The sequence below is a fragment of the Hymenobacter sp. 102 genome (assembly GCF_049949205.1).
Classification (GTDB): domain Bacteria; phylum Bacteroidota; class Bacteroidia; order Cytophagales; family Hymenobacteraceae; genus Hymenobacter.
In genome coordinates, this window is the sequence record NZ_CP188172.1 from 2,496,841 (window position 1) to 2,514,284 (window position 17,444).

Here is a 17,444-nt window from a genome sequence, read left to right on the forward strand (position 1 = left end):
AGGTAAATAGCCTGATCAGGAAGTAAAAACTGATATGCGCATGTACAAATAAACCTGTTATTCAGGCATATAATTCCGTCCGTGTTTCCTTTACGGGTACCGACGGTCAATCTATTAAATAAATACAAAAGCCGCTCCCATTATACAGGAACGGCTTTTGGAAAAACAGTAACGCACCCTGTGTTACTGCAATGCCATCTTAAAGATATAGTAGGGCTGATCCTGCTTGCCGATGCCCTTGTTCCAGGTCGGCGTTTTGTGGATGGCTGAGGTGGTTACGTACAGCGTTTTGCCGTCGCCGGAAAAGGCAAACGTATCGGGCCACTCCAGGCGCGGGTCCTGCACCACCGTTTCGATGTTGCCGGCCGGCGTGCGGCGCTTGATGGAGTGGTCCTCGAAGGCCGTCAGGTACAGGTTGTTCTGGGCGTCGATTTCCATCCCGTCGCAGGCGGGCACTTTGCCCAAATCCTCAATCTGGGAAGCGAGCTGGGCATCGGTGAGGGCAGGATTGCGCAGGGCCTCGGTTTTGATGCGGTACAGGTTGTAGCTGGTTAGGGGCTTCCAGTAGAGATACTGCCGGTCCTGGCTCAGGGCAATGCCATCGGCGTTGATGCGGGCTTTGTTGCCGCTGGGGTCAATCAGCTCCTTGCCGTCGGCCTTGATGTTAAGAGTGGTATCGGCCAGCATGGAGGCGTGGCCGCTGAGCACCCGCCGGCCGCGGCCCGTGCGCAGGTCCACCACCACTAGGCTACCCAGGCCCGAGTCGGTGAGGTAGGCGTACTGGTTCTGGGTATCCACGCGCACATCGTTAAGGTAGGATTTGCGCGGGGCCACGCTCTCGGGGAAGCTGATGGTCTGCGTCACCTTATCGGTTTTGGGGTCAATCTTCACCAGCTTGGGGCCGCCGGACACCGTGGCCCGCAGGCCGGGCGAGGCCGGGTCCACTACCCACAGCATACCGGTGTTATCGGCGTATACACTCTGGGGGCAGATCCAGTGCTTCTGGGGCTCGTTGCGCAGGGTTTCGTTCCAGGTGCACCAGTTGGCATCGGGATAGGGCTTGATGGAGCCATCGGGCGCTACTTCCGCAATGGGCATCACGGGGTTGTTGTCCCAGCGCGGGAAGTCGGCAAACACGCGGCCATCGGGCAGCACGGCCACGCCCACCATCTGCGGCTCCCGAAACTGCGCTACTATTTGTAACGGCGAGTTGGCGGGTGCTACCGGACCAGCCGTTTGAGTAGAATCAGGTGCAGCGGTAGTGCCGTTGGCATCGGTAGCGGGCGTAGAGGGCGAGGAGCAGGCCTGCGTGAGTAGCATGGCGGCCAGCAGGCCGGTAGTGCGCCACGGGCGGGGCTGGAACGGCCAGAAAACAATAGCCATAGGAATGTTGGTTGGAGAAAGAATGGGCAGCAATTGCCCGGCCATCCCAGCCGGACCACCGTGCTTACGGCAGCCGGGAGGCCGGGTTTCCGGGGTGGCGGATCGTGTCCCCAACCTTCGGCTGCCTGCCTGCGTAAGCGGCCAGACTATAGCCCAAACAGGCCGTTTGCCTGCTAATTAATTTAGCAAACAGGCAAACAGCCGATTTAAAAAAAAGCTGTACCTTTGACCCCACTAAAATGACATCATTTTATTAATGCAATTAATTATATAATTTATCTATATTTACCTATCATTTCCTGCTTCACGCGTCTGTTTACGGTCTTTTGAGCCGTTAACTATACCTTAAAGGAGCCTCAACATTCTGCTAACGCAGATGGCGCTCCGACCCACTAGCCGAGTCGGGCCGGCTGTCCATTCTCTCCGGACAATCAGTGAGAGTCCACGAACCCAAACGTCATGTCCATTGCGTTATTCCTACTGACCTTCCTCTTTCCCCCCCGCACTATCTCTGTTCCGGCACTGGCTCTGCCCTCCACCGTAGCCAGCCTGAGCCCCCGCCCGGTATCCGTGGCCATACCGGTAATTCCTTTAAAAAAGGAACCCCAGACACTATCGTATCGCGTGACGGCGACTACGTATTGGCCCGAAGTGGGCCAGACTGATGATAACCCGATGGAAACGGCCGACGGCTCCATCATCCCAACCCGGCACTCCAGCAAAACCCGCTGGCTAGCCGTATCCCGCGACATGCTGGCCAAATGGGGCGGTCCGTTCCGCTTCGGTGACAAAGTCCGGGTAAGCGGTATTTCTGACGCATTGGATGGCGTGTATATCATCCACGATACCATGAACCGCCGCCACCGCCACTGCGTGGATGTGCTGGTAAATAAACGGGAATGTCAGAATGGCCTTGAGGGCCGTTGGACCGGCATCCGGCTCAGCAAGCTGGCTCCCGAACCCGTCTGGGAGGCCAGCTAATCAGCTGACTCACTGCCCTATACCACTCTGTTGCTTTTTGGCTTTTCACGCCTGCGGATACTGTTGCAAGTGCCGGGGCTGCCCGTCCGCGTCATACAGGAAAGTGAGCGGCTCAGCCGGATTACGCATGATTTCCGTGAGCGGAATCTGCCACCGTTTCCACATTTCCAATAGGGACTGAGCGTAGGCACTATTCTCCCAAGGGTTGAATATGTCGCCGGTTACATCGTCAATCAGCGTATCCATCACCACTTCCTTGTCGCCGGGCTTTACCGGGCGGGGGTAGTAGTCGGGCACCACATTGAGCAGGTAAGCCGCATAGTACACCCGGGCCTTGAACTCCGCAATCTGTACCGGGTGCAAAGGCCGGTAGGCATCCTGGTACACCCGTCCCATTGCCTGGCGAATAATGCCGTTGTCCACCAGACAGGCTACCAATACGGTTTCATCGAGCTTGATACTGAATGCTATGGTGCTCAGATCATCATCGTACTCGAAGGGCATATCATCCTGGGCTGGGTCGGCTTCCAGAATAAACAGGGAGCCGGGCACAAAATCTTCGTACTCCATGGGTACCCGCAAGGCCTGCAGCGGCTGATAAAATGCCTGAAACCGGCGCAGCAGCTGGGCATTTTCGGCTAGCGGGTATTGGGGCTTGGCCAGCGGGTCCATTTCCGTGAGCAGCTCGGTCACCAGTACCCCGTAGAACATCTTGCCCAGCCACAGAAACAGCGTCTGCTCATCTAGCTGCCGGAAGCCCCGGATACCCTGCCGGGCCGCCGTTTCTACCCGGGCCTCTAGTGGCTCTACATGTTGGGTACGGCAGGTAGGGCAGCAGGCAATACGCAACCCATCGTACTGCACAATGCTCATATCCAATAGTTTAATCTGTCGCTCCCGCAGGTTATAGCGCGTCATCAGCCAATCGGCAAAAACGGGCACGGTATCCTGGGAAGGTGCAGTAGGATTGCCGCACAGGAAGCACCGATGCATACTGAACTGCATGCCCTCGAAAGGGTCGTAGAGTGTGAGGGCGGACAGGGGCTGTATTTCGGACATATGTTGCGGAAGCTAGACGGCAAAGGTACAAGACCGACGGCGCGGCTCCACACCGGCCTCAATGGCGCGGCTGGCAGGGAGCTACTGAATACCCTGTCTCCGGACAATTGTTTGGGAAGCACGGCGGCCCCCGGCTCAACCACAAATAGTGATTGGGCCGGGGGCCGCTGTGTGAAAGAAGCACTACTCCGTGCCCTAGCGCGACAATGTAGAGCCAAGCTTGATAAGCAGCTTGCCCAGCTGAGCCAGCGGGGCCCCGTAGTCGCCGATGGTTTCTTCGGCTACTTTTGAGGTTTCATTGCCCAGAGAGGCCAGGGTTTCAGCCAAGTCGTGAGCCTGCGTATCGGAAGCTGTCAGCTGGCTCTGCAGAGTTTTCAGCTCTTGAATAATTTTGGCCAGGCCCGGGCGCTCAGACGCCCGCAGCACTTCAATCCAGCGGTCAATTTCGGCCAGACCGTGCTGCCCGGCTTTATCGGGGGCGCCGGTATTGAGCAGGTTGAGAGTATCTTCGAGCAGGGCCGAATTTTGCTGGTCGGTGACATCAAGCGGCACAGTGGGCGTGGGCATCGACTGGGGGGTGGAGGCGATAGAATCCATGGGAAAGAAAGACAAAACGAGTTACGGATACGCGTAAACGGCTATACTTGTCCAGTCTCGGAAAAGTTGGCATATCCTGTGCAGGCGCCACCCGTACAACCTCCGACAATTCAGTACCGAAGGCCACCGGCCGGGCCTTTCGCCGCTTACCTATGCTGCATACCGCTCTACTAGCCCCTTTCTCCTCTCCCGTCCGCGGGCAGCAATTTCAGGCCATTGCCGCCGCCCTGCGGGCCGAAACCGATGCCCCCGCCACGCTGCTGCTGGGCAATGTATCCGTATCCCAGACCGAGGCCCTGGATGCCGTGGTGGTGCGCCCACACAGCATAACAGTGCTGCAGCTACTGCCCACCGGGGGGTTGCTGGCCATGCCCGACCTGCGCTGCGGGCCGTGGTACCTGGATGGCGCGCCCCTGGAGTTGCCCGGCGAGCACAGCACGCCTTTTACCCGGTTTGAGGAGCAGCGCGCCTACCTAGCCGACTGGCTGGCTGCTTATCTGCCTCCCGAGGCGGCCAACCTACAGTTTATCAGTGGGCTGGTGGTGTTTGGGGCGGCGGTACAGTTTGGGGCGGAAGTTGAGGCGCACATGGCCGCCTTACCAGCTGCTTCCCAGTTTCACCTGCTGCCGGAGCCCGCCCAGTTTACCCGCCGGCTGGCCCGGATGGCTACCCCGGAAATTGACCTCACTGCGCAGGATCTGGAGGAGCTGGCCCACACCCTGACTCCGCCCCCGGCCGACGATGAAGCCACCGGGCCTTTGAGCCCAAGCGGCATACTGCGCCAGAAAGCCGGGCAGCTGTGGCGGTGGCTGGGCGCAGAAGATCTGGACCAGTTGGATAGTGCTTCTTCGGGCTATGATATCGACCTGAACACCCGCAGCCAGGAAAAGCAGGCGCTGGAGCAGTTGCGGACTCAACTGCAGCAGGAGTTGCAGCAGCAGCTTCAGGGCTTGGCAACCCGGGAAGCGGCGCGCGAGCAGCGTATTGCGCAGCTGCAGCAGCAACTATCGGCTGCTCCCGTTGCTCCCGAGGCCCCTGATCTGCAGGCGCAACTGGCGGCGGAGAAGCGTGAAAAAGCAGCGCTGGAAGCTTCTATGCTTACTTATCGTCAGGAATTATCTACCCGCAACGATGAGCTAGGCCGGAAGATCCAGCAACTGGAAAGCTTGATTAACCGCTTGGCTACTAGCCCGCCTGCCCCGGCTCCAGTGGTACCTACCCCAGCCCAGCCCAGCGCTCCTCCCGCGGTTCCTACGCCCCAACCGCCGGCCCCGGCCCCAACCTCAGCCCCAACCTCAGTTCCAGCACCAAAGCCAGCGGCTTCAACCTCAGTTCCGAACCCGGCCCCAACCTCAGCCCCACACACAGCGGCCCAGCAACGGGGCCGCCCCGGTAGCGCAGTAAACAGCGTAGGTAGTTGGCATCGGTGGGGTCCGGTTGTTGCCCGGCGTCTGCGCCGCTACGCGCAGCGGCTACCCGCGCTGCCAGCCAAACTGGCGCGGCCGGGGCTGCTGGCGGGCGTTGGGGCTACGTTACTGCTGGGAGTGATAGTACTGCGCTGCACCCGCGAAGAAGCTCCCACTCCGTTCACGCAAGGCCAGCAGATGGGGCTGCTCACCGCCTCCGGCGATACGCTGGTTCCGGCCCGCTATGCCAGCATCGGGGAATTTCAGGCAGGACGGGCAGTGGTGGAGCGGGACGGGGCGGCGGGGTTTCTGCGGTCCGATGGTACTGAGTTGGTGCCGCCCGCCTACGATGCCCTATACCCCTATACCGATGGGTTTGCCCGGGTCCGGGTGGGCGGGCTCTATACTTTCCTGACGGAGGACGGCCAGGAATTCAGCGCTTACTATTACGCGGCCCGGGACTTTGCCGAGGGCTACGCCGCCGTACTCGACCATCGGGGCTGGCACTACATCAGCGGCCCCGAGGAGCCAGCCAACCCCGTTATTTTCCAGGAGGCATATTCTTTCAACCAGAAGCTGGCCCGAATCAAAACCGGCGGGCAATTCACCTTCATCCGTCCTGATTACCTAACGGATACCACCGAGGGCACAGCTCCCTTCGGCCGCTACTCCAGTGCTACCGATTTCAATGCCCAGGGCCGGGCGCGGGTAGTGCAGCAGGGGCGCACTTTCTGGCTGAACCGCCAAGGCGAAGAAGTGCAGGAGTAAGGATCAGCGGGTGGTGCAGCAGACCAGGGGAAAGACATGCTCATCCCCTCTCTCAGGCCCGCTCTTAGTGCTTCCGGCCTTTGTGCTTTTTGTGCCCTTTGCCCCGGCCCCTTAGCCAGCCCGACCAGTAGCGGGCCGGGCTAATGGTTACTCTGTTGCTGCCGGGGACTACCGCCGCTGGGTTAGCCAGCTGCAGCCGCCCGTTGGCGGCACGGCTCACGGTAGCAGCCTCGCCCAGCAGCGTGCAGCCCTGCCCATCCATCAGTTCCGTCCGTTGCCCGTTTCGCTGCACTATAAACCCGTCGCGGGTGATGAGGCGGCCGTTGGGTAGGTGTATATCCTGGGGCATGGGCCGGATTTCCCCGTTGCGAATCAGGAACATCGCCCCATCCCGACGCTGAAAGCCATCATTGGCCTGCGCCCAGCCAGCCAGCGGCAGGGTCATCGTCAACAGAAAAAATAGGCAGCGAAGTAGCGAAAACATAGTGGGGCTGAAGGTCGTGTGGTCGGCGGCCTGCATACGCGAAGTTGCCGGATGGGTTGGGGTGGGCCTAAAGGACAAAATTCTATAAATCGGCGCGGGTTACCTTCCGGCCAGCCCGTCCATTAAGCTCCGAACCACTTGCTAGCGTGGAGTTTTCCTTCCTGTTTACCTTACGTTGTGTTCCTCTCATGAAAACCATCTTCCAATCCCTGTTTGTTGCTTCTGCCCTTGTGTTTGCAGCCTCCTGCACGGAACAAGGCAAAGAAAATGCCGATGCGGCCGCCGCCCAAACTGAGGCCGCCGCTGAAAACGCCGGTGATGCGGCCGCTGCTGAAGCCCGCAACGCTGCTGCCGCTACCGATGACGCCCTGGAAGGTGCCGGGCAGAAAATGGAGGCAGCGGGCAATGAAGCCGCCGCCAAAACCGAAGCGGCTGCCGACAAAGCCGCCGCTGAAACCAAGCAGGCGGCTGCTAAAACTGAAGCCGCCGCTGAGGAAGCCACTGGCGACGCAAAGGCCGAAATTAACGCCGCCCGTCAGTAGTCGGTTTATCTATTACCTCATCTGACTCTGCTACAAAAAAGCCCCGCCTCTCAACCGGCGGGGCTTTTTTGCAGCAGCAATGCGCCCGAAAATTCTAGCACGGTATGCTTCTGCAGGCTCGGCATACTGTGCTGCTGCGGACCAACGCTCCTCAACTCTGAGGACGCCGCCTGCCTATACGGATGCGGCTGGCTCCGTAGCTCCGGCCAGCTCCAGTAGCACCTGGTAGTAGGGCCGCCCCTCGATACGGGCCCGCAACCAGCTATAAAAGCTTAGCGCCTGCAAATCTTCCTGTTGCAGCGGTACGAAAGCGGGTAGTTGAGTGGCCCGGGTAGCCAGCTCCGGCGTACGGGCTGCATCAGGGTCTTCAATGATGTCGCGCACCAGCTGCAGATACCCCAGCACTGCGGCGTATCCGCCCCCATCGGGGCCGAAACGCTCCTTGATAAGTCGCTCAATAGCCCGCAAACGGTTGAGGGACAGGTCATGGTTACCCAATTCCAACTGAATCAGCATCTCGCCCATGTTGCGGTTCAGCACCCACTCTACCCCCATTTCCTGCTCGCACCAATGGTCGGTGCGGCCAATGGCCAGCAGCGCCTGGTTGGCCCGCTGAAACTGGCCTTCGGCGAAATAATGAAAGCCCAGTCCCAGCCGCGCGGTGAGCTGCTCACGAGGCGGCAGAGCCGTTTTCAGCACGTCTTCCAGCAGCCGGATACTCTCGGCGTTACGGCGCATGAAAGCGTAGTTAGCCGCCAGCAGAAAGGTGTAGCGGGGCCAGAAAGCGGCTCCGCGCAGGCGAGGACTTTCCTCCAGCAGCTGCCGTAGCCGCCCCAGGTACTCCACCGACTCCGGGAAGCGGCGCGTGCGGTACAGGGCGTGCGCAATCATGTAGAGCAGGCCCAGCTGCGCCTCCCGGTGAGCTGGCTGAAACCCGTGCCGCTTCTCCATGAGGTGGTAGCAGCGCATCACAAAAGGGGCGAACGTGAGATAGTCGCGGCGCACGAGCATGGCCGCCCGGGCAATAGACATGAGCCGATACAGCAGGGCCGGCCGCCGGGCAAAGGCCTCCTGCAAATCGTATTCCCGCAGCACCTCCTGCAAAATGGCATCGAATGACTCGGCAGCCCGGCCCTTCACGCGGGCCTCGCGCAGCCGTTGCCGGATCAGGCTGTCGGCAATGCCGGCCCGCTCCTCCTCATCGGCGGCTTTCTTGTTAAGGTTGCGGCGGCGAATGATGTCCGGCAGTTCATCGGCGTACTTGCTGCCAGCCTGGGCTATTTGCAGGTTGTACACGGTGTTCAGCAACTCATACTGCTCGTTCTGCAGGGCCAGCTTTTCGGCTTTGCGTAGTGTGTTCCAGGCCAGGCGGCCCACGCCTACCTCAAACAGGTATTGAGCCAGGGTGAGCAGCCCGCGCACGGAAGAAGCCGCCGTGGGGTCCTGCTGGCGCTGGCGCAGCAGCAGAAAATCGGTGAGGTGGCGCATGAGTCGCTTGCGCAGGGCGTAGTAGGCCACCGCATTGGGCTCCTCGGGATACAGGCGGCTCAGCAGCTCCTCAGTGGAGTATTCCTTCTGGTGCAGCAGCAGGTCGCAAAGGCGCACGTCCATTCTACCTTTCTGCTTACGGCGTTGCCGCTGAATAAACTGCCGAAAGTCCTTGCGGTCATCAACCGAAAACGTGCTGAGCGTAGTGCGCAAATCATCCATAGCGGGAATATAAAGGGTCGGCCGACTGAACCCGGCACCGCGTGCTGATAAGTCTGATTATTTAATTTCAATTACCTTTTAATCAGTAGTTTACATATAAATTATATCTTCTATATAGTCAGCAGACGAGAGAAGTTGGTTGGGGTTGCGCCGCGCAAATATGTCACTTTCGGGTCATCCTTATCACCTCACTCTTAATGTGTATGACCCGGCTACTTTTTTCCCTGTCTCTGCTGCTGCTCAGCGTTGGGGCACGGGCCCAGGATTTGCTTACCAAGACCACTGGCGAGGAGGTGCAAGTGAAGGTGCTTGAAATTACCCCGGCGGAGGTACGGTACAAGCGCACCGACAACCCCGAGGGTCCGCTTTTTATTCTGCGCCGTACTGATGTGTTCATGATTCGGTACGCCAACGGCACCAAGGAACTGCTGAACGGAAGTACCGCTCCTGCCCAGCCAGTTCCCCCGGCTCCGGCTGCCGCTGTCGCCCCGGCTACCGGCTTGGTAGTGCCGGGTGATGAGCCACCTGCATACGAGGAAATTCACCTGAATGGTCCCCGCCTGGGCGTTACGGTACTGACGGGCGGCGTAGTAGACCGGGCCGACCGGGAGCTGGGCCTCAACCCTTTTCTGACGCAGTTTGGCTGGCAGTTTGAAACCCGCATCTTCCGCATGCCCAATGGAACTTCAGGACTGCTGGAAATTGTGCCGCTTATCGGGGGGCTGGAGCAAGGTCAGTTCTTGCCCAGCCTGAACGCCCTCATCGGCATCCGGGGCCCCAAGGGGTTTGAGTTCGGCCTGGGCCCGAACGTGTCGCCGGACGGAGCCCACATTGCGTTGGCGGTAGGCACCTCCTTCCGCAGCAATGGCATCAACTTCCCGGTAAACTTCGCGGTGGTTCCCGGTAATGGGGGGGCCCGGTTCAGTCTGCTGTTTGGCTTCAACTCCCGCACCCGCTAACCGTTATGCCACACGCTACCTTTACCCTGCGCCCCCTATTGCTGCTTTGCGGACTGCTGCTGACGCTGCGTGCTACCGCCCAGGACGTTATTTTGCTGACTAACGGGGAAGAACGCGTCGGCAAAGTACTCACCATCAGCCCCGAATTGGTCACCTACGTGGCTCCGCCCACCGATACGCTGCGTATAGCCGCCATTCAGGTTTTCCTGATCCGGTACGCCAACGGGACCAAGGACGTATTCCGGCCTCAGCCGGCGCAGGCTCCCCCCGCTCCGGGGCTTACCCGGGAGGCCGCGTATGCGCAGGGCCGCCAGGATGCCCGAGCCAATTTTAAGGCTCCGGGAGTGTTCTGGGGCACTTACGCCGCTACCGTCACAACGGGCTACGGTGGCGTGGTAGCCGGAGCAGTCACCAGTCTGGTTCCCCCCGCGGAGCGCAACTTTCGGGTGCCCGACGCCAGCCTGCTGCGTAACCCCGATTATGCGGCCGGTTATCGGCGGCAGGCATACAACAAAAAAATTGGCAGCGCGGCGGGCGGCCTTGGTGCAGGCTTAGGTACAATAGTGGTGTTGGCGGCAATACTTATCAGCACGGTTGGCATTCACCACATCTAGCGCTCATCAACCGCTGGTAACCTGCCTATAAGCTCCACCGTATAGCCTGTACATTCCAACCAACACCTACCCATCATGGACGCTAATAACAACGGCATCAACGACACCACTGAGCTGCGCGCTCGGGGCAACTGGAACGAGATTAAAGGCCAGGCTAAACAGAAGTGGGGCAACCTCACCGACGACGACATGGATTACGAAGAAGGCAAGCAGGATGAGTGGTTCGGCCGCCTCCAGCAGAAAACCGGCGAAACCATCGACGATATTAAAAACTGGTTCCACCGCACCTTCTAAGGCATAGCAAGCAACCATTGCTTACGTAAACGGTCTGGTACTGTGCAGTGCCAGACCGTTTTACGTACTAATATTTCTGTAATAAACTCACAGTAAGCTAGTTGCATAGCTTGCTTGTACCGCTTCAGCAGGCGAATACCCGACCAGGCGTAGCACGCCAAGTATATTCGCCAAATCTTTAGTAAACGTCCGTCATTGCAATTTATATTACTATTAAAATATTTATTATAAACACTTTCTCATGATCACCACGCTGGAGGACGTACGCACGTTGGGCAACACGGCCCTGCTCCGGCTTCCGAAGACAGCCTTTTTCTGCTCCCGGGAGTATCCGCTCAAAATTGAAAAGCTGGCGTATTTATGGGCCATGGAACAGCGCCAGTTGGGATACTGCGTACTGTCGGGGTTTCATTCCCGGTTGGAACAGAGCATTTTTCGGTTTCTGCGCCGGGCCGAGCAGCAGCCCATCGTGTATGTGCTGGGGCGGGGCATTCAGCCATTCATGGCAATTGATTATGAGCGGGAAATTCAGCTGGGCCGGCTTTTGTTCGTTACACCTTTCGAGCAGGAGGTGGTTACGGTTACCCAGGAAACGGCCAACATCCGGAACCAGCTGATTGCCGATTTAGCCGACCGTTTATTTGTGCCCTACGTGCGGCCAGGCGGCAACCTGGAGAAGCTGCTGCAAAGCGAAGGAGTGCGCAATAAGCCCTTACTAACGCTGAATCTGCCCGAAAATCAGCCGCTGCTGCGGCGGGGGGCACGTTTGTACCATCCGCCGGGGCTGCTGGGTGGCACCAGACTCAGCCTTTAGTGCCCGAACCTCGTAAGGGAAACTTCTCTCTGTTTTTAACCTTCCCGCTCATGTCTGTTTCTTCCTCTGTTCAGGCGGCTCTGCCCACTTCTCCTTCCTCCGGCATCCGGGCGCTGGCGCGCTTTGGCTTTGCCGCCAAAGGCACGGTGTATCTGCTGATGGGCCTGCTGGCCCTGTTGGCCGCCACCGGCCAGCAAGGTGGTCAAACCGCCGACAAAAAGCAGGCGGTGCAGACGCTACAAGGCTTACCAGGTGGTCCTGTACTGCTCGGGCTGGTAGCGTTTGGCTTGCTGGGTTATATTGTATGGCGGTTTACTCAAGCCCTGCGTGACACGGAAAACAATGGATCCGGAGCCAAAGGCATTGGTCGGCGCCTCGGTTACGCGGGCAGCGGCCTGCTCTACGCCAGCGTGGCATGGTACGCCGCTAACCTGGCCCTGAAAGGCTCTGCCAGCCAGGGCGGCAACACCCAGCAGAGCCTAGTAGCCCGGGTACTGGACTGGCCGGCCGGTGAGTGGATTGTTATGTTGGTGGGGGTAATTACCATCGGCGTGGGCATCTACCAAATCGTCAAGGCCTACTCGGGTTCCTTCCATAAGCACGTCAACAGCGCCGATATTCCGGCCGGGCAACAACATACGGTGTACCGCATTGGGCAGCTTGGCTATACAGCCCGAGGTATTGTGATGAGTATTCTGGGCTACTTTCTCGTGCAGGCCGGGCGTCAGCACCGCGCTGCCGCCGTGGGCACTACCGATGAAGCATTCGACTTATTGGCCACCATGGGCCCAGCGGTGCTGGGAGTAGTAGCGGTTGGCCTGATGTGCTACGGACTTTATATGCTGGTACAGGCAAAATATCCCGTCCTGCCTCGGGTGTAAAGTGGTTGCTCGTTGTTGGTTGGCTGTTTTTTGGCGACAGGCAGCAGGGTAGCATATCTAACGGCACTGCCCCGTACGCAAACAACCAACCAACTACGAGAATTAACTACTACGCCACGTAATCCTGCAGGTACCGGTACCGCTCGGTGAGCTGGCCGTTGCGGGCAATGGTGGCCCGTTCAACTACGGCGTCGCCGCCCTCGTGCAAGAGGTGAGGCAGCACATTGTCGATGAGCTGACGGCCGAAGTCCCGACTGGCGTTGCGAGGCAGCTCGCAGGGCAGGTTGTCCACGGCCATGATGGTGATGTTGTCGGGACGGGAGTAGGCAGGCTCCAGCTCGCTGGTAGTGGGGTTATAGTCGAAGGCCGGTTCCTGAATGGTACTGCTGCGCTTGGTAGTCGGGATGGAGCCGTCCACGTCGCAGGTCACGTCGGCAATGGTATCGAGGCGAAAGTGGGAGCGGCGGGTATCGTGCTCCGAAAACAGCCGGGGGCCCTGCGGATGCCAGTAGGCGCAGGCAATGAGCAGGTTGGTGACGGGCAGAAAGTTCTGGAACGTGCTTTCGTACTCGTGGGGGTTGCGGTGGAAATCAGGCGTATCCCACACCCGGCCGTCGCGGCGGCGGTTGTAGTCGGCGCTGCGCAGCTGGCAGTACACAGGCTCGGTGAAGTCGTGGTAGAGGTAGTCGTACACGCTCACCCGCCGGATGCCCATCATGTCCAGCACTTCCACCGCGCCCTGCCCTACGCGGCCGGTACCGGTTACGGCTATTTTGATAGGGGGCAGACGCTTCACTTTGAAAAACTCCTCCTGCATGTCCTCCATATCCACGCACTCGTAGGCGGGCTTCAGCTCGTAGAGGCCGTGCTTGCGGCCGTAGGTGAGCAGGCCATTGTAGGCCCCCACAATACCGGCCCAGCGCCCGAAGGCCACAATTCGCTCCCCGTTTTCATTGGTGAGCAGTTCATAGTCGATGAGGGTAATGTTCTTAGCCAGCACCTGGCGCAGCAGCTCCCGGTTGGCGGGCTGCTTTTTCACGGTGTGCGAGAAGAACAGGTAGGTTTTGTTGGGAATGAGCTGCGCCACGGGCACCTCTTTCACCCCCATCAGAATGTCGCAATCCGACACATCGGGGCGCACTTCCAGACCCAGGTTGCGGTATTCCTGGTCAGAGAAGCAGCGGATGGGGCTTTCCTGAACTACTATTTTCAGGCCGGGGAAACGGGCTTCGGCCTCGGTGCATTTTTTGGGGGTGAGCGGAACGCGTTTATCGGGCGGGGTTTTGCCTTCTCGGATCAGGCCAATGGTAACAGGACGCATGCGGTGGGAACGGGTGGGTTTCGGGGGCTAAATCTGCGGAAAATTGTTGAGTCCCACTTTGCAGCCGCCGGGCTAAACATTTGCCCACTTATCGGTTTAAGGGTGAAGCCTTTTCGCGCTACCTTTGTAGGGGCTCCGTTGGGGCCGCTTGCATTGCCACCCTCACCCTTCTCTTTATGTTGCTGAAGACCAAGCCCGCCGATGTGTTTGTGGACCGTCACAACGGCCCCGACGAAGCTGCCGTAGCGGAAATGCTGCGCGTTATCGGCGTGGAGTCGATTGACCAGCTCATCGACGAAACCGTGCCGGCCGCCATCCGCCTGAAAAAGCCGCTGAACCTGCCCGCTGCCCTCACGGAGCGGGCTTTTTTGGCGAAGTTCAAAGGCATTGCCGGCCAGAATAAGCTGTTCAAGAACTACATCGGCCTGGGCTACCACGATACCCAGCTGCCGGCCGTCATTCAGCGCAACATCCTGGAAAATCCGGGCTGGTATACGGCCTACACGCCCTACCAGGCTGAAATTGCCCAGGGCCGCCTCGAAGCCCTGATCAACTACCAGACGATGGTAATTGACCTCACGGGCCTGGAAATTGCCAACGCCTCCCTGCTCGACGAAGGAACCGCCGCCGCCGAGACGCTGCACATGTTCCACTCGCTCAGCAAAAAGAAAAACGCCAACCGCTACTTCATTTCCGAGCAGGTACTGCCCCAGACTATCGACGTGGTACGCACCCGCGCCGAGCCCTTGGGCATTGAGGTAGTTATCGGGGACCACCGCACCTTCGACCTCACCGACGAGACGCTGTTTGGGGCCCTGCTGCAGTACCCCGCCGCCGACGGCGCCGTGTACGACTACACCGACTTTATCAGCAAGGCTCACGACAACAACCTGTTTGTGACCGTAGCCGCCGATTTGCTGTCCCTCACCCTGCTCACGCCTCCCGGCGAAATGGGGGCCGACGCCGTGGTGGGCAACTCCCAGCGCTTCGGCGTGCCCATGGGCTACGGTGGCCCCCACGCCGGCTTCCTGGCTACCAAGGACGCCTTTAAGCGCGTGATTCCCGGCCGTATCATCGGGCAGAGCATCGACGCGGCCGGCAACAAGGCCTACCGCATGGCCCTGCAAACCCGGGAGCAGCACATCCGCCGCGAAAAAGCTACCAGCAACATCTGCACCGCGCAGGTACTGCTGAGCGTGCTGGCCGGCATGTATGCCGTGTACCACGGCCCCCAGCGCCTCCGGCAGATTGCCAGCAACATTCACGCCCTGGCCCGCACCCTGGAAATGGAGCTGCACGCCCTGGGCCTCGACCAGCGCAACGAGTTCTACTTCGATACGCTGGACATTAAGCTGGAAAGCCAGGAGCTGCAGCAGGCCATCCGCAAGGAGGCCGAAGCGGCCGGCATCAACTTCCGCTACTTCGAGGAGCATGGCTCGGCCCGGGTGGGCATCAGCCTGCACCAGAATACCGAGGCCGAAGATGTGCAGGACATTGTGGCCGTGTTCAGCAAAGTGCTGGGCCGCGACGTGCGCCAGGTAGCCCAGCCCACTGAGGTAGAGGTAACCTGGCCCGAAGCCCTCATCCGCAAGAGCGAGTACCTCACGCACCCCATCTTCAACTCCCACCACTCGGAGCACGAGATGCTGCGCTACATGAAGCAGCTCGAAAACAAGGACCTGAGCCTGGCGCACTCCATGATTTCCTTGGGTTCGTGCACCATGAAGCTCAACGCTACCGCCGAGATGATTCCGGTGACCTGGCCGGAAATTGGCGGTCTGCACCCCTTTGCCCCGCGGGAGCAGGCCCAGGGCTATGCCGAAATCTTCAAGAACCTGGAAGCCTGGCTGTGCGAGGTAACCGGCTTCGATGCCGTATCCCTGCAACCCAACTCGGGTGCTCAGGGCGAATACGCCGGCCTGCTGGCCATCAAAGGCTACCACGATGCCCGCGGCGACCAACACCGCAACGTGGCCCTGATTCCGGCCTCGGCCCACGGCACCAACCCCGCCTCGGCCGTAATGGCTGGCATGCAGGTAGTGGTGGTGAAAAGCACCGAGGAAGGCAACATCGACGTGGAGGACCTGAAGGCCAAAGCCGCCCAGTATGCCGATAAGCTGAGCTGCCTGATGGTGACCTACCCCAGCACCCACGGTGTGTACGAGGAAACCATTATTGACATCTGCGCCACCATTCACCAGCACGGAGGCCGCGTGTACATGGACGGGGCCAACATGAACGCCCAGGTGGGCCTCACCTCCCCCGCCACCATCGGGGCCGACGTGTGCCACCTGAACCTGCACAAAACCTTCTGCATCCCCCACGGCGGCGGCGGACCCGGCGTGGGCCCCATCGGCGTGGTGAAAGACCTGGCTCCTTACCTGCCCGGCCACGTGGTGGTAGATGCCGACGGCCGCACCAGCGGCGCGGTTTCGGCGGCTCCCTGGGGCTCAGCCAGCATTCTGCCCATCAGCTACGCTTACATCAGCATGATGGGTGGCGAGGGCCTGACCCAGGCTACGCGCATTGCCATCCTGAACGCCAACTACCTCAAGGCCAAGCTGGAGGAGCACTACCCCGTGCTGTACACCGGCTCCAACGGCCGCTGCGCCCACGAGATGATTCTGGAATGCCGCCATTTCAAAAAGGCCGGCATTGAGGTAGAGGACATTGCCAAGCGCCTGATGGACTACGGCTTCCACGCGCCCACTGTCTCGTTCCCGGTAGCCGGCACGCTCATGATTGAGCCCACCGAGTCGGAGAGCAAGGAGGAGCTGGACCGCTTCATTGAGGCCATGGTGAGCATCCGCAAGGAAATTGCCGAGGTAGAAGCCGGCCGCGCCGATGCCAAGGACAACGTGCTCAAGCACGCTCCCCACACCGCCGCCACGGTGCTTACCCACGAGTGGACCCGCCCCTACTCCCGCGAGCAGGCCGTGTACCCCACCGAGTACGCCCGCGCCTACAAGTTCTGGCCTACCGTGTCGCGCATTGACTCGGCCTACGGCGACCGGAACCTCATCTGCGCCTGCACGCCCATTGAGCAGTACGTGGACGCCGAGGAGCAGCTGGTTCCCACCGATAAAGGTCCGTCGTATTAGTGCTTAGTGCTTAGCACATGTAAAAAAGCCTCACCGTGGTTACGGTGAGGCTTTTCTTTTTGACTTGTTTTCGCGCTACCAAGCACTATCACCTAAGCACTACTAACTAATCCGCTACTTGCCAAAGCAGGTGCGGTACATATATCCGTTCTGGGTTTTGCCGTTGGCCGTTACGCGTACTTTCAGGAAATGGGCATCTACCGTATCCATCACCTGAACCTCAGAGCCGGAACTGATGGTAGAGAGTTGCTGAGACGTTTTGGTCATACCATCATACAGGATGCATTCCACTACCGAGTTATGCGGCACGGGCGCGGTGGAGGTACGGTTGGAGCGGGATTCATCTTTGGTAGCACTGCAGGAAGCCAGCGCCGCTAAGCAGGACAGATAGAGTACAGTTCTTTTCATGAACAGGAATGCAAGAGGTTTATTCTCCAAAAGATAGAGATATTTTAAGACGACCCGGATTTTTTTAAGCTGGGTAGCTTTAATAAATCTTCGGTTGGGCATGTTCTTTCGGGGAACGGGCA

16 protein-coding genes are annotated in these 17,444 nt (G+C 59.5%); 9 read left to right on the forward strand and 7 right to left on the reverse strand.

Annotation, left to right across the window (positions count from 1 at the left end):
- Positions 1-183: 183 nt before the first annotated feature.
- The gene (locus ACN19L_RS10695) at positions 184-1,383 is read right to left on the reverse strand and encodes an SMP-30/gluconolactonase/LRE family protein (RefSeq protein WP_426493471.1); all 1,200 of its coding nucleotides are present in this window, start codon (positions 1,381-1,383) and stop codon (positions 184-186) included.
- A 459-nt stretch (positions 1,384-1,842) separates the two neighbouring features.
- On the opposite strand from ACN19L_RS10695, the gene ACN19L_RS10700 reads away from it, so the two are divergent.
- Positions 1,843-2,364: a hypothetical protein gene (locus ACN19L_RS10700; RefSeq protein ID WP_426493472.1), complete on the forward strand. Its 522-nt coding sequence runs from the start codon at positions 1,843-1,845 to the stop codon at positions 2,362-2,364.
- A gap of 45 nt (positions 2,365-2,409) precedes the next feature.
- Here the strand turns inward: ACN19L_RS10700 and ACN19L_RS10705 are convergent, their stop codons facing one another.
- Together ACN19L_RS10705 and ACN19L_RS10710 are read right to left on the reverse strand one after the other, a co-directional pair.
- Positions 2,410-3,423 carry a hypothetical protein gene (locus ACN19L_RS10705; protein WP_426493473.1) on the reverse strand — a complete coding sequence of 338 codons (1,014 nt, stop codon included), beginning with the start codon at positions 3,421-3,423 and terminating at the stop codon, positions 2,410-2,412.
- 195 nt (positions 3,424-3,618) lie between these two features.
- A complete protein-coding gene (locus tag ACN19L_RS10710; protein ID WP_426493474.1) occupies positions 3,619-4,020 on the reverse strand; it encodes a hypothetical protein in 402 nt (133 codons plus the stop codon).
- A gap of 152 nt (positions 4,021-4,172) precedes the next feature.
- On the opposite strand from ACN19L_RS10710, the gene ACN19L_RS10715 reads away from it, so the two are divergent.
- The gene (locus ACN19L_RS10715) at positions 4,173-6,194 is read left to right on the forward strand and encodes a WG repeat-containing protein (RefSeq protein WP_426493475.1); all 2,022 of its coding nucleotides are present in this window, start codon (positions 4,173-4,175) and stop codon (positions 6,192-6,194) included.
- A gap of 64 nt (positions 6,195-6,258) precedes the next feature.
- Here ACN19L_RS10715 and ACN19L_RS10720 read toward each other — a convergent pair whose 3' ends face one another.
- Positions 6,259-6,678: a DUF6799 domain-containing protein gene (locus tag ACN19L_RS10720; protein ID WP_426493476.1), complete on the reverse strand. Its 420-nt coding sequence runs from the start codon at positions 6,676-6,678 to the stop codon at positions 6,259-6,261.
- Between the two features lie 188 nt (positions 6,679-6,866).
- Between ACN19L_RS10720 and ACN19L_RS10725 the strand changes: the two genes are divergently transcribed.
- Entirely contained in the window at positions 6,867-7,220 is a 354-nt protein-coding gene (locus ACN19L_RS10725; RefSeq protein ID WP_426493477.1) for a hypothetical protein, read from the forward strand.
- Between the two features lie 174 nt (positions 7,221-7,394).
- On the opposite strand, the gene ACN19L_RS10730 is transcribed toward ACN19L_RS10725, so the two are convergent.
- Positions 7,395-8,930, reverse strand: a complete 1,536-nt coding sequence (locus tag ACN19L_RS10730) for a hypothetical protein (protein ID WP_426493478.1) — start codon at positions 8,928-8,930, stop codon at positions 7,395-7,397.
- 203 nt (positions 8,931-9,133) lie between these two features.
- Between ACN19L_RS10730 and ACN19L_RS10735 the strand changes: the two genes are divergently transcribed.
- The 5 genes from ACN19L_RS10735 to ACN19L_RS10755 all read left to right on the forward strand — a co-directional run bounded on the left by ACN19L_RS10735 (position 9,134) and on the right by ACN19L_RS10755 (position 12,492).
- The gene (locus ACN19L_RS10735; RefSeq protein WP_426493479.1) at positions 9,134-9,889 is read left to right on the forward strand and encodes a hypothetical protein; all 756 of its coding nucleotides are present in this window, start codon (positions 9,134-9,136) and stop codon (positions 9,887-9,889) included.
- A gap of 5 nt (positions 9,890-9,894) precedes the next feature.
- The gene (locus tag ACN19L_RS10740; RefSeq protein ID WP_426493480.1) at positions 9,895-10,503 is read left to right on the forward strand and encodes a hypothetical protein; all 609 of its coding nucleotides are present in this window, start codon (positions 9,895-9,897) and stop codon (positions 10,501-10,503) included.
- Positions 10,504-10,578: 75 nt separating this feature from the next.
- The gene (locus ACN19L_RS10745; RefSeq protein WP_426493481.1) at positions 10,579-10,797 is read left to right on the forward strand and encodes a CsbD family protein; all 219 of its coding nucleotides are present in this window, start codon (positions 10,579-10,581) and stop codon (positions 10,795-10,797) included.
- 241 nt (positions 10,798-11,038) lie between these two features.
- Positions 11,039-11,611, forward strand: coding sequence for a hypothetical protein (locus ACN19L_RS10750; RefSeq protein ID WP_426493482.1), 573 nt, complete (start codon positions 11,039-11,041; stop codon positions 11,609-11,611).
- 50 nt (positions 11,612-11,661) lie between these two features.
- On the forward strand, positions 11,662-12,492 hold the full coding sequence (locus ACN19L_RS10755) for a DUF1206 domain-containing protein (RefSeq protein WP_426493483.1): 831 nt from the start codon (positions 11,662-11,664) through the stop codon (positions 12,490-12,492).
- 109 nt (positions 12,493-12,601) lie between these two features.
- Here ACN19L_RS10755 and ACN19L_RS10760 read toward each other — a convergent pair whose 3' ends face one another.
- On the reverse strand, positions 12,602-13,813 hold the full coding sequence (locus ACN19L_RS10760; protein ID WP_426493484.1) for an NAD(P)-dependent oxidoreductase: 1,212 nt from the start codon (positions 13,811-13,813) through the stop codon (positions 12,602-12,604).
- A 176-nt stretch (positions 13,814-13,989) separates the two neighbouring features.
- Between ACN19L_RS10760 and gcvP the strand changes: the two genes are divergently transcribed.
- Positions 13,990-16,914: an aminomethyl-transferring glycine dehydrogenase gene (gcvP, locus tag ACN19L_RS10765; RefSeq protein WP_426493485.1), complete on the forward strand. Its 2,925-nt coding sequence runs from the start codon at positions 13,990-13,992 to the stop codon at positions 16,912-16,914.
- A 114-nt stretch (positions 16,915-17,028) separates the two neighbouring features.
- Here gcvP and ACN19L_RS10770 read toward each other — a convergent pair whose 3' ends face one another.
- On the reverse strand, positions 17,029-17,322 hold the full coding sequence (locus tag ACN19L_RS10770) for a hypothetical protein (RefSeq protein ID WP_426493486.1): 294 nt from the start codon (positions 17,320-17,322) through the stop codon (positions 17,029-17,031).
- Between the last annotated feature and the right edge of the window lie 122 nt (positions 17,323-17,444).

Coding starts and splice junctions, on each gene's coding strand:
- ACN19L_RS10695 (WP_426493471.1), bottom strand. CDS start 1,383: ATGGCTATTGTTTTCTGGCCGTTCCAGCCCCGCCCGTGGCGCACTACC.
- ACN19L_RS10700 (WP_426493472.1), top strand. CDS start 1,843: ATGTCCATTGCGTTATTCCTACTGACCTTCCTCTTTCCCCCCCGCACT.
- ACN19L_RS10705 (WP_426493473.1), bottom strand. CDS start 3,423: ATGTCCGAAATACAGCCCCTGTCCGCCCTCACACTCTACGACCCTTTC.
- ACN19L_RS10710 (WP_426493474.1), bottom strand. CDS start 4,020: ATGGATTCTATCGCCTCCACCCCCCAGTCGATGCCCACGCCCACTGTG.
- ACN19L_RS10715 (WP_426493475.1), top strand. CDS start 4,173: ATGCTGCATACCGCTCTACTAGCCCCTTTCTCCTCTCCCGTCCGCGGG.
- ACN19L_RS10720 (WP_426493476.1), bottom strand. CDS start 6,678: ATGTTTTCGCTACTTCGCTGCCTATTTTTTCTGTTGACGATGACCCTG.
- ACN19L_RS10725 (WP_426493477.1), top strand. CDS start 6,867: ATGAAAACCATCTTCCAATCCCTGTTTGTTGCTTCTGCCCTTGTGTTT.
- ACN19L_RS10730 (WP_426493478.1), bottom strand. CDS start 8,930: ATGGATGATTTGCGCACTACGCTCAGCACGTTTTCGGTTGATGACCGC.
- ACN19L_RS10735 (WP_426493479.1), top strand. CDS start 9,134: ATGACCCGGCTACTTTTTTCCCTGTCTCTGCTGCTGCTCAGCGTTGGG.
- ACN19L_RS10740 (WP_426493480.1), top strand. CDS start 9,895: ATGCCACACGCTACCTTTACCCTGCGCCCCCTATTGCTGCTTTGCGGA.
- ACN19L_RS10745 (WP_426493481.1), top strand. CDS start 10,579: ATGGACGCTAATAACAACGGCATCAACGACACCACTGAGCTGCGCGCT.
- ACN19L_RS10750 (WP_426493482.1), top strand. CDS start 11,039: ATGATCACCACGCTGGAGGACGTACGCACGTTGGGCAACACGGCCCTG.
- ACN19L_RS10755 (WP_426493483.1), top strand. CDS start 11,662: ATGTCTGTTTCTTCCTCTGTTCAGGCGGCTCTGCCCACTTCTCCTTCC.
- ACN19L_RS10760 (WP_426493484.1), bottom strand. CDS start 13,813: ATGCGTCCTGTTACCATTGGCCTGATCCGAGAAGGCAAAACCCCGCCC.
- gcvP (WP_426493485.1), top strand. CDS start 13,990: ATGTTGCTGAAGACCAAGCCCGCCGATGTGTTTGTGGACCGTCACAAC.
- ACN19L_RS10770 (WP_426493486.1), bottom strand. CDS start 17,322: ATGAAAAGAACTGTACTCTATCTGTCCTGCTTAGCGGCGCTGGCTTCC.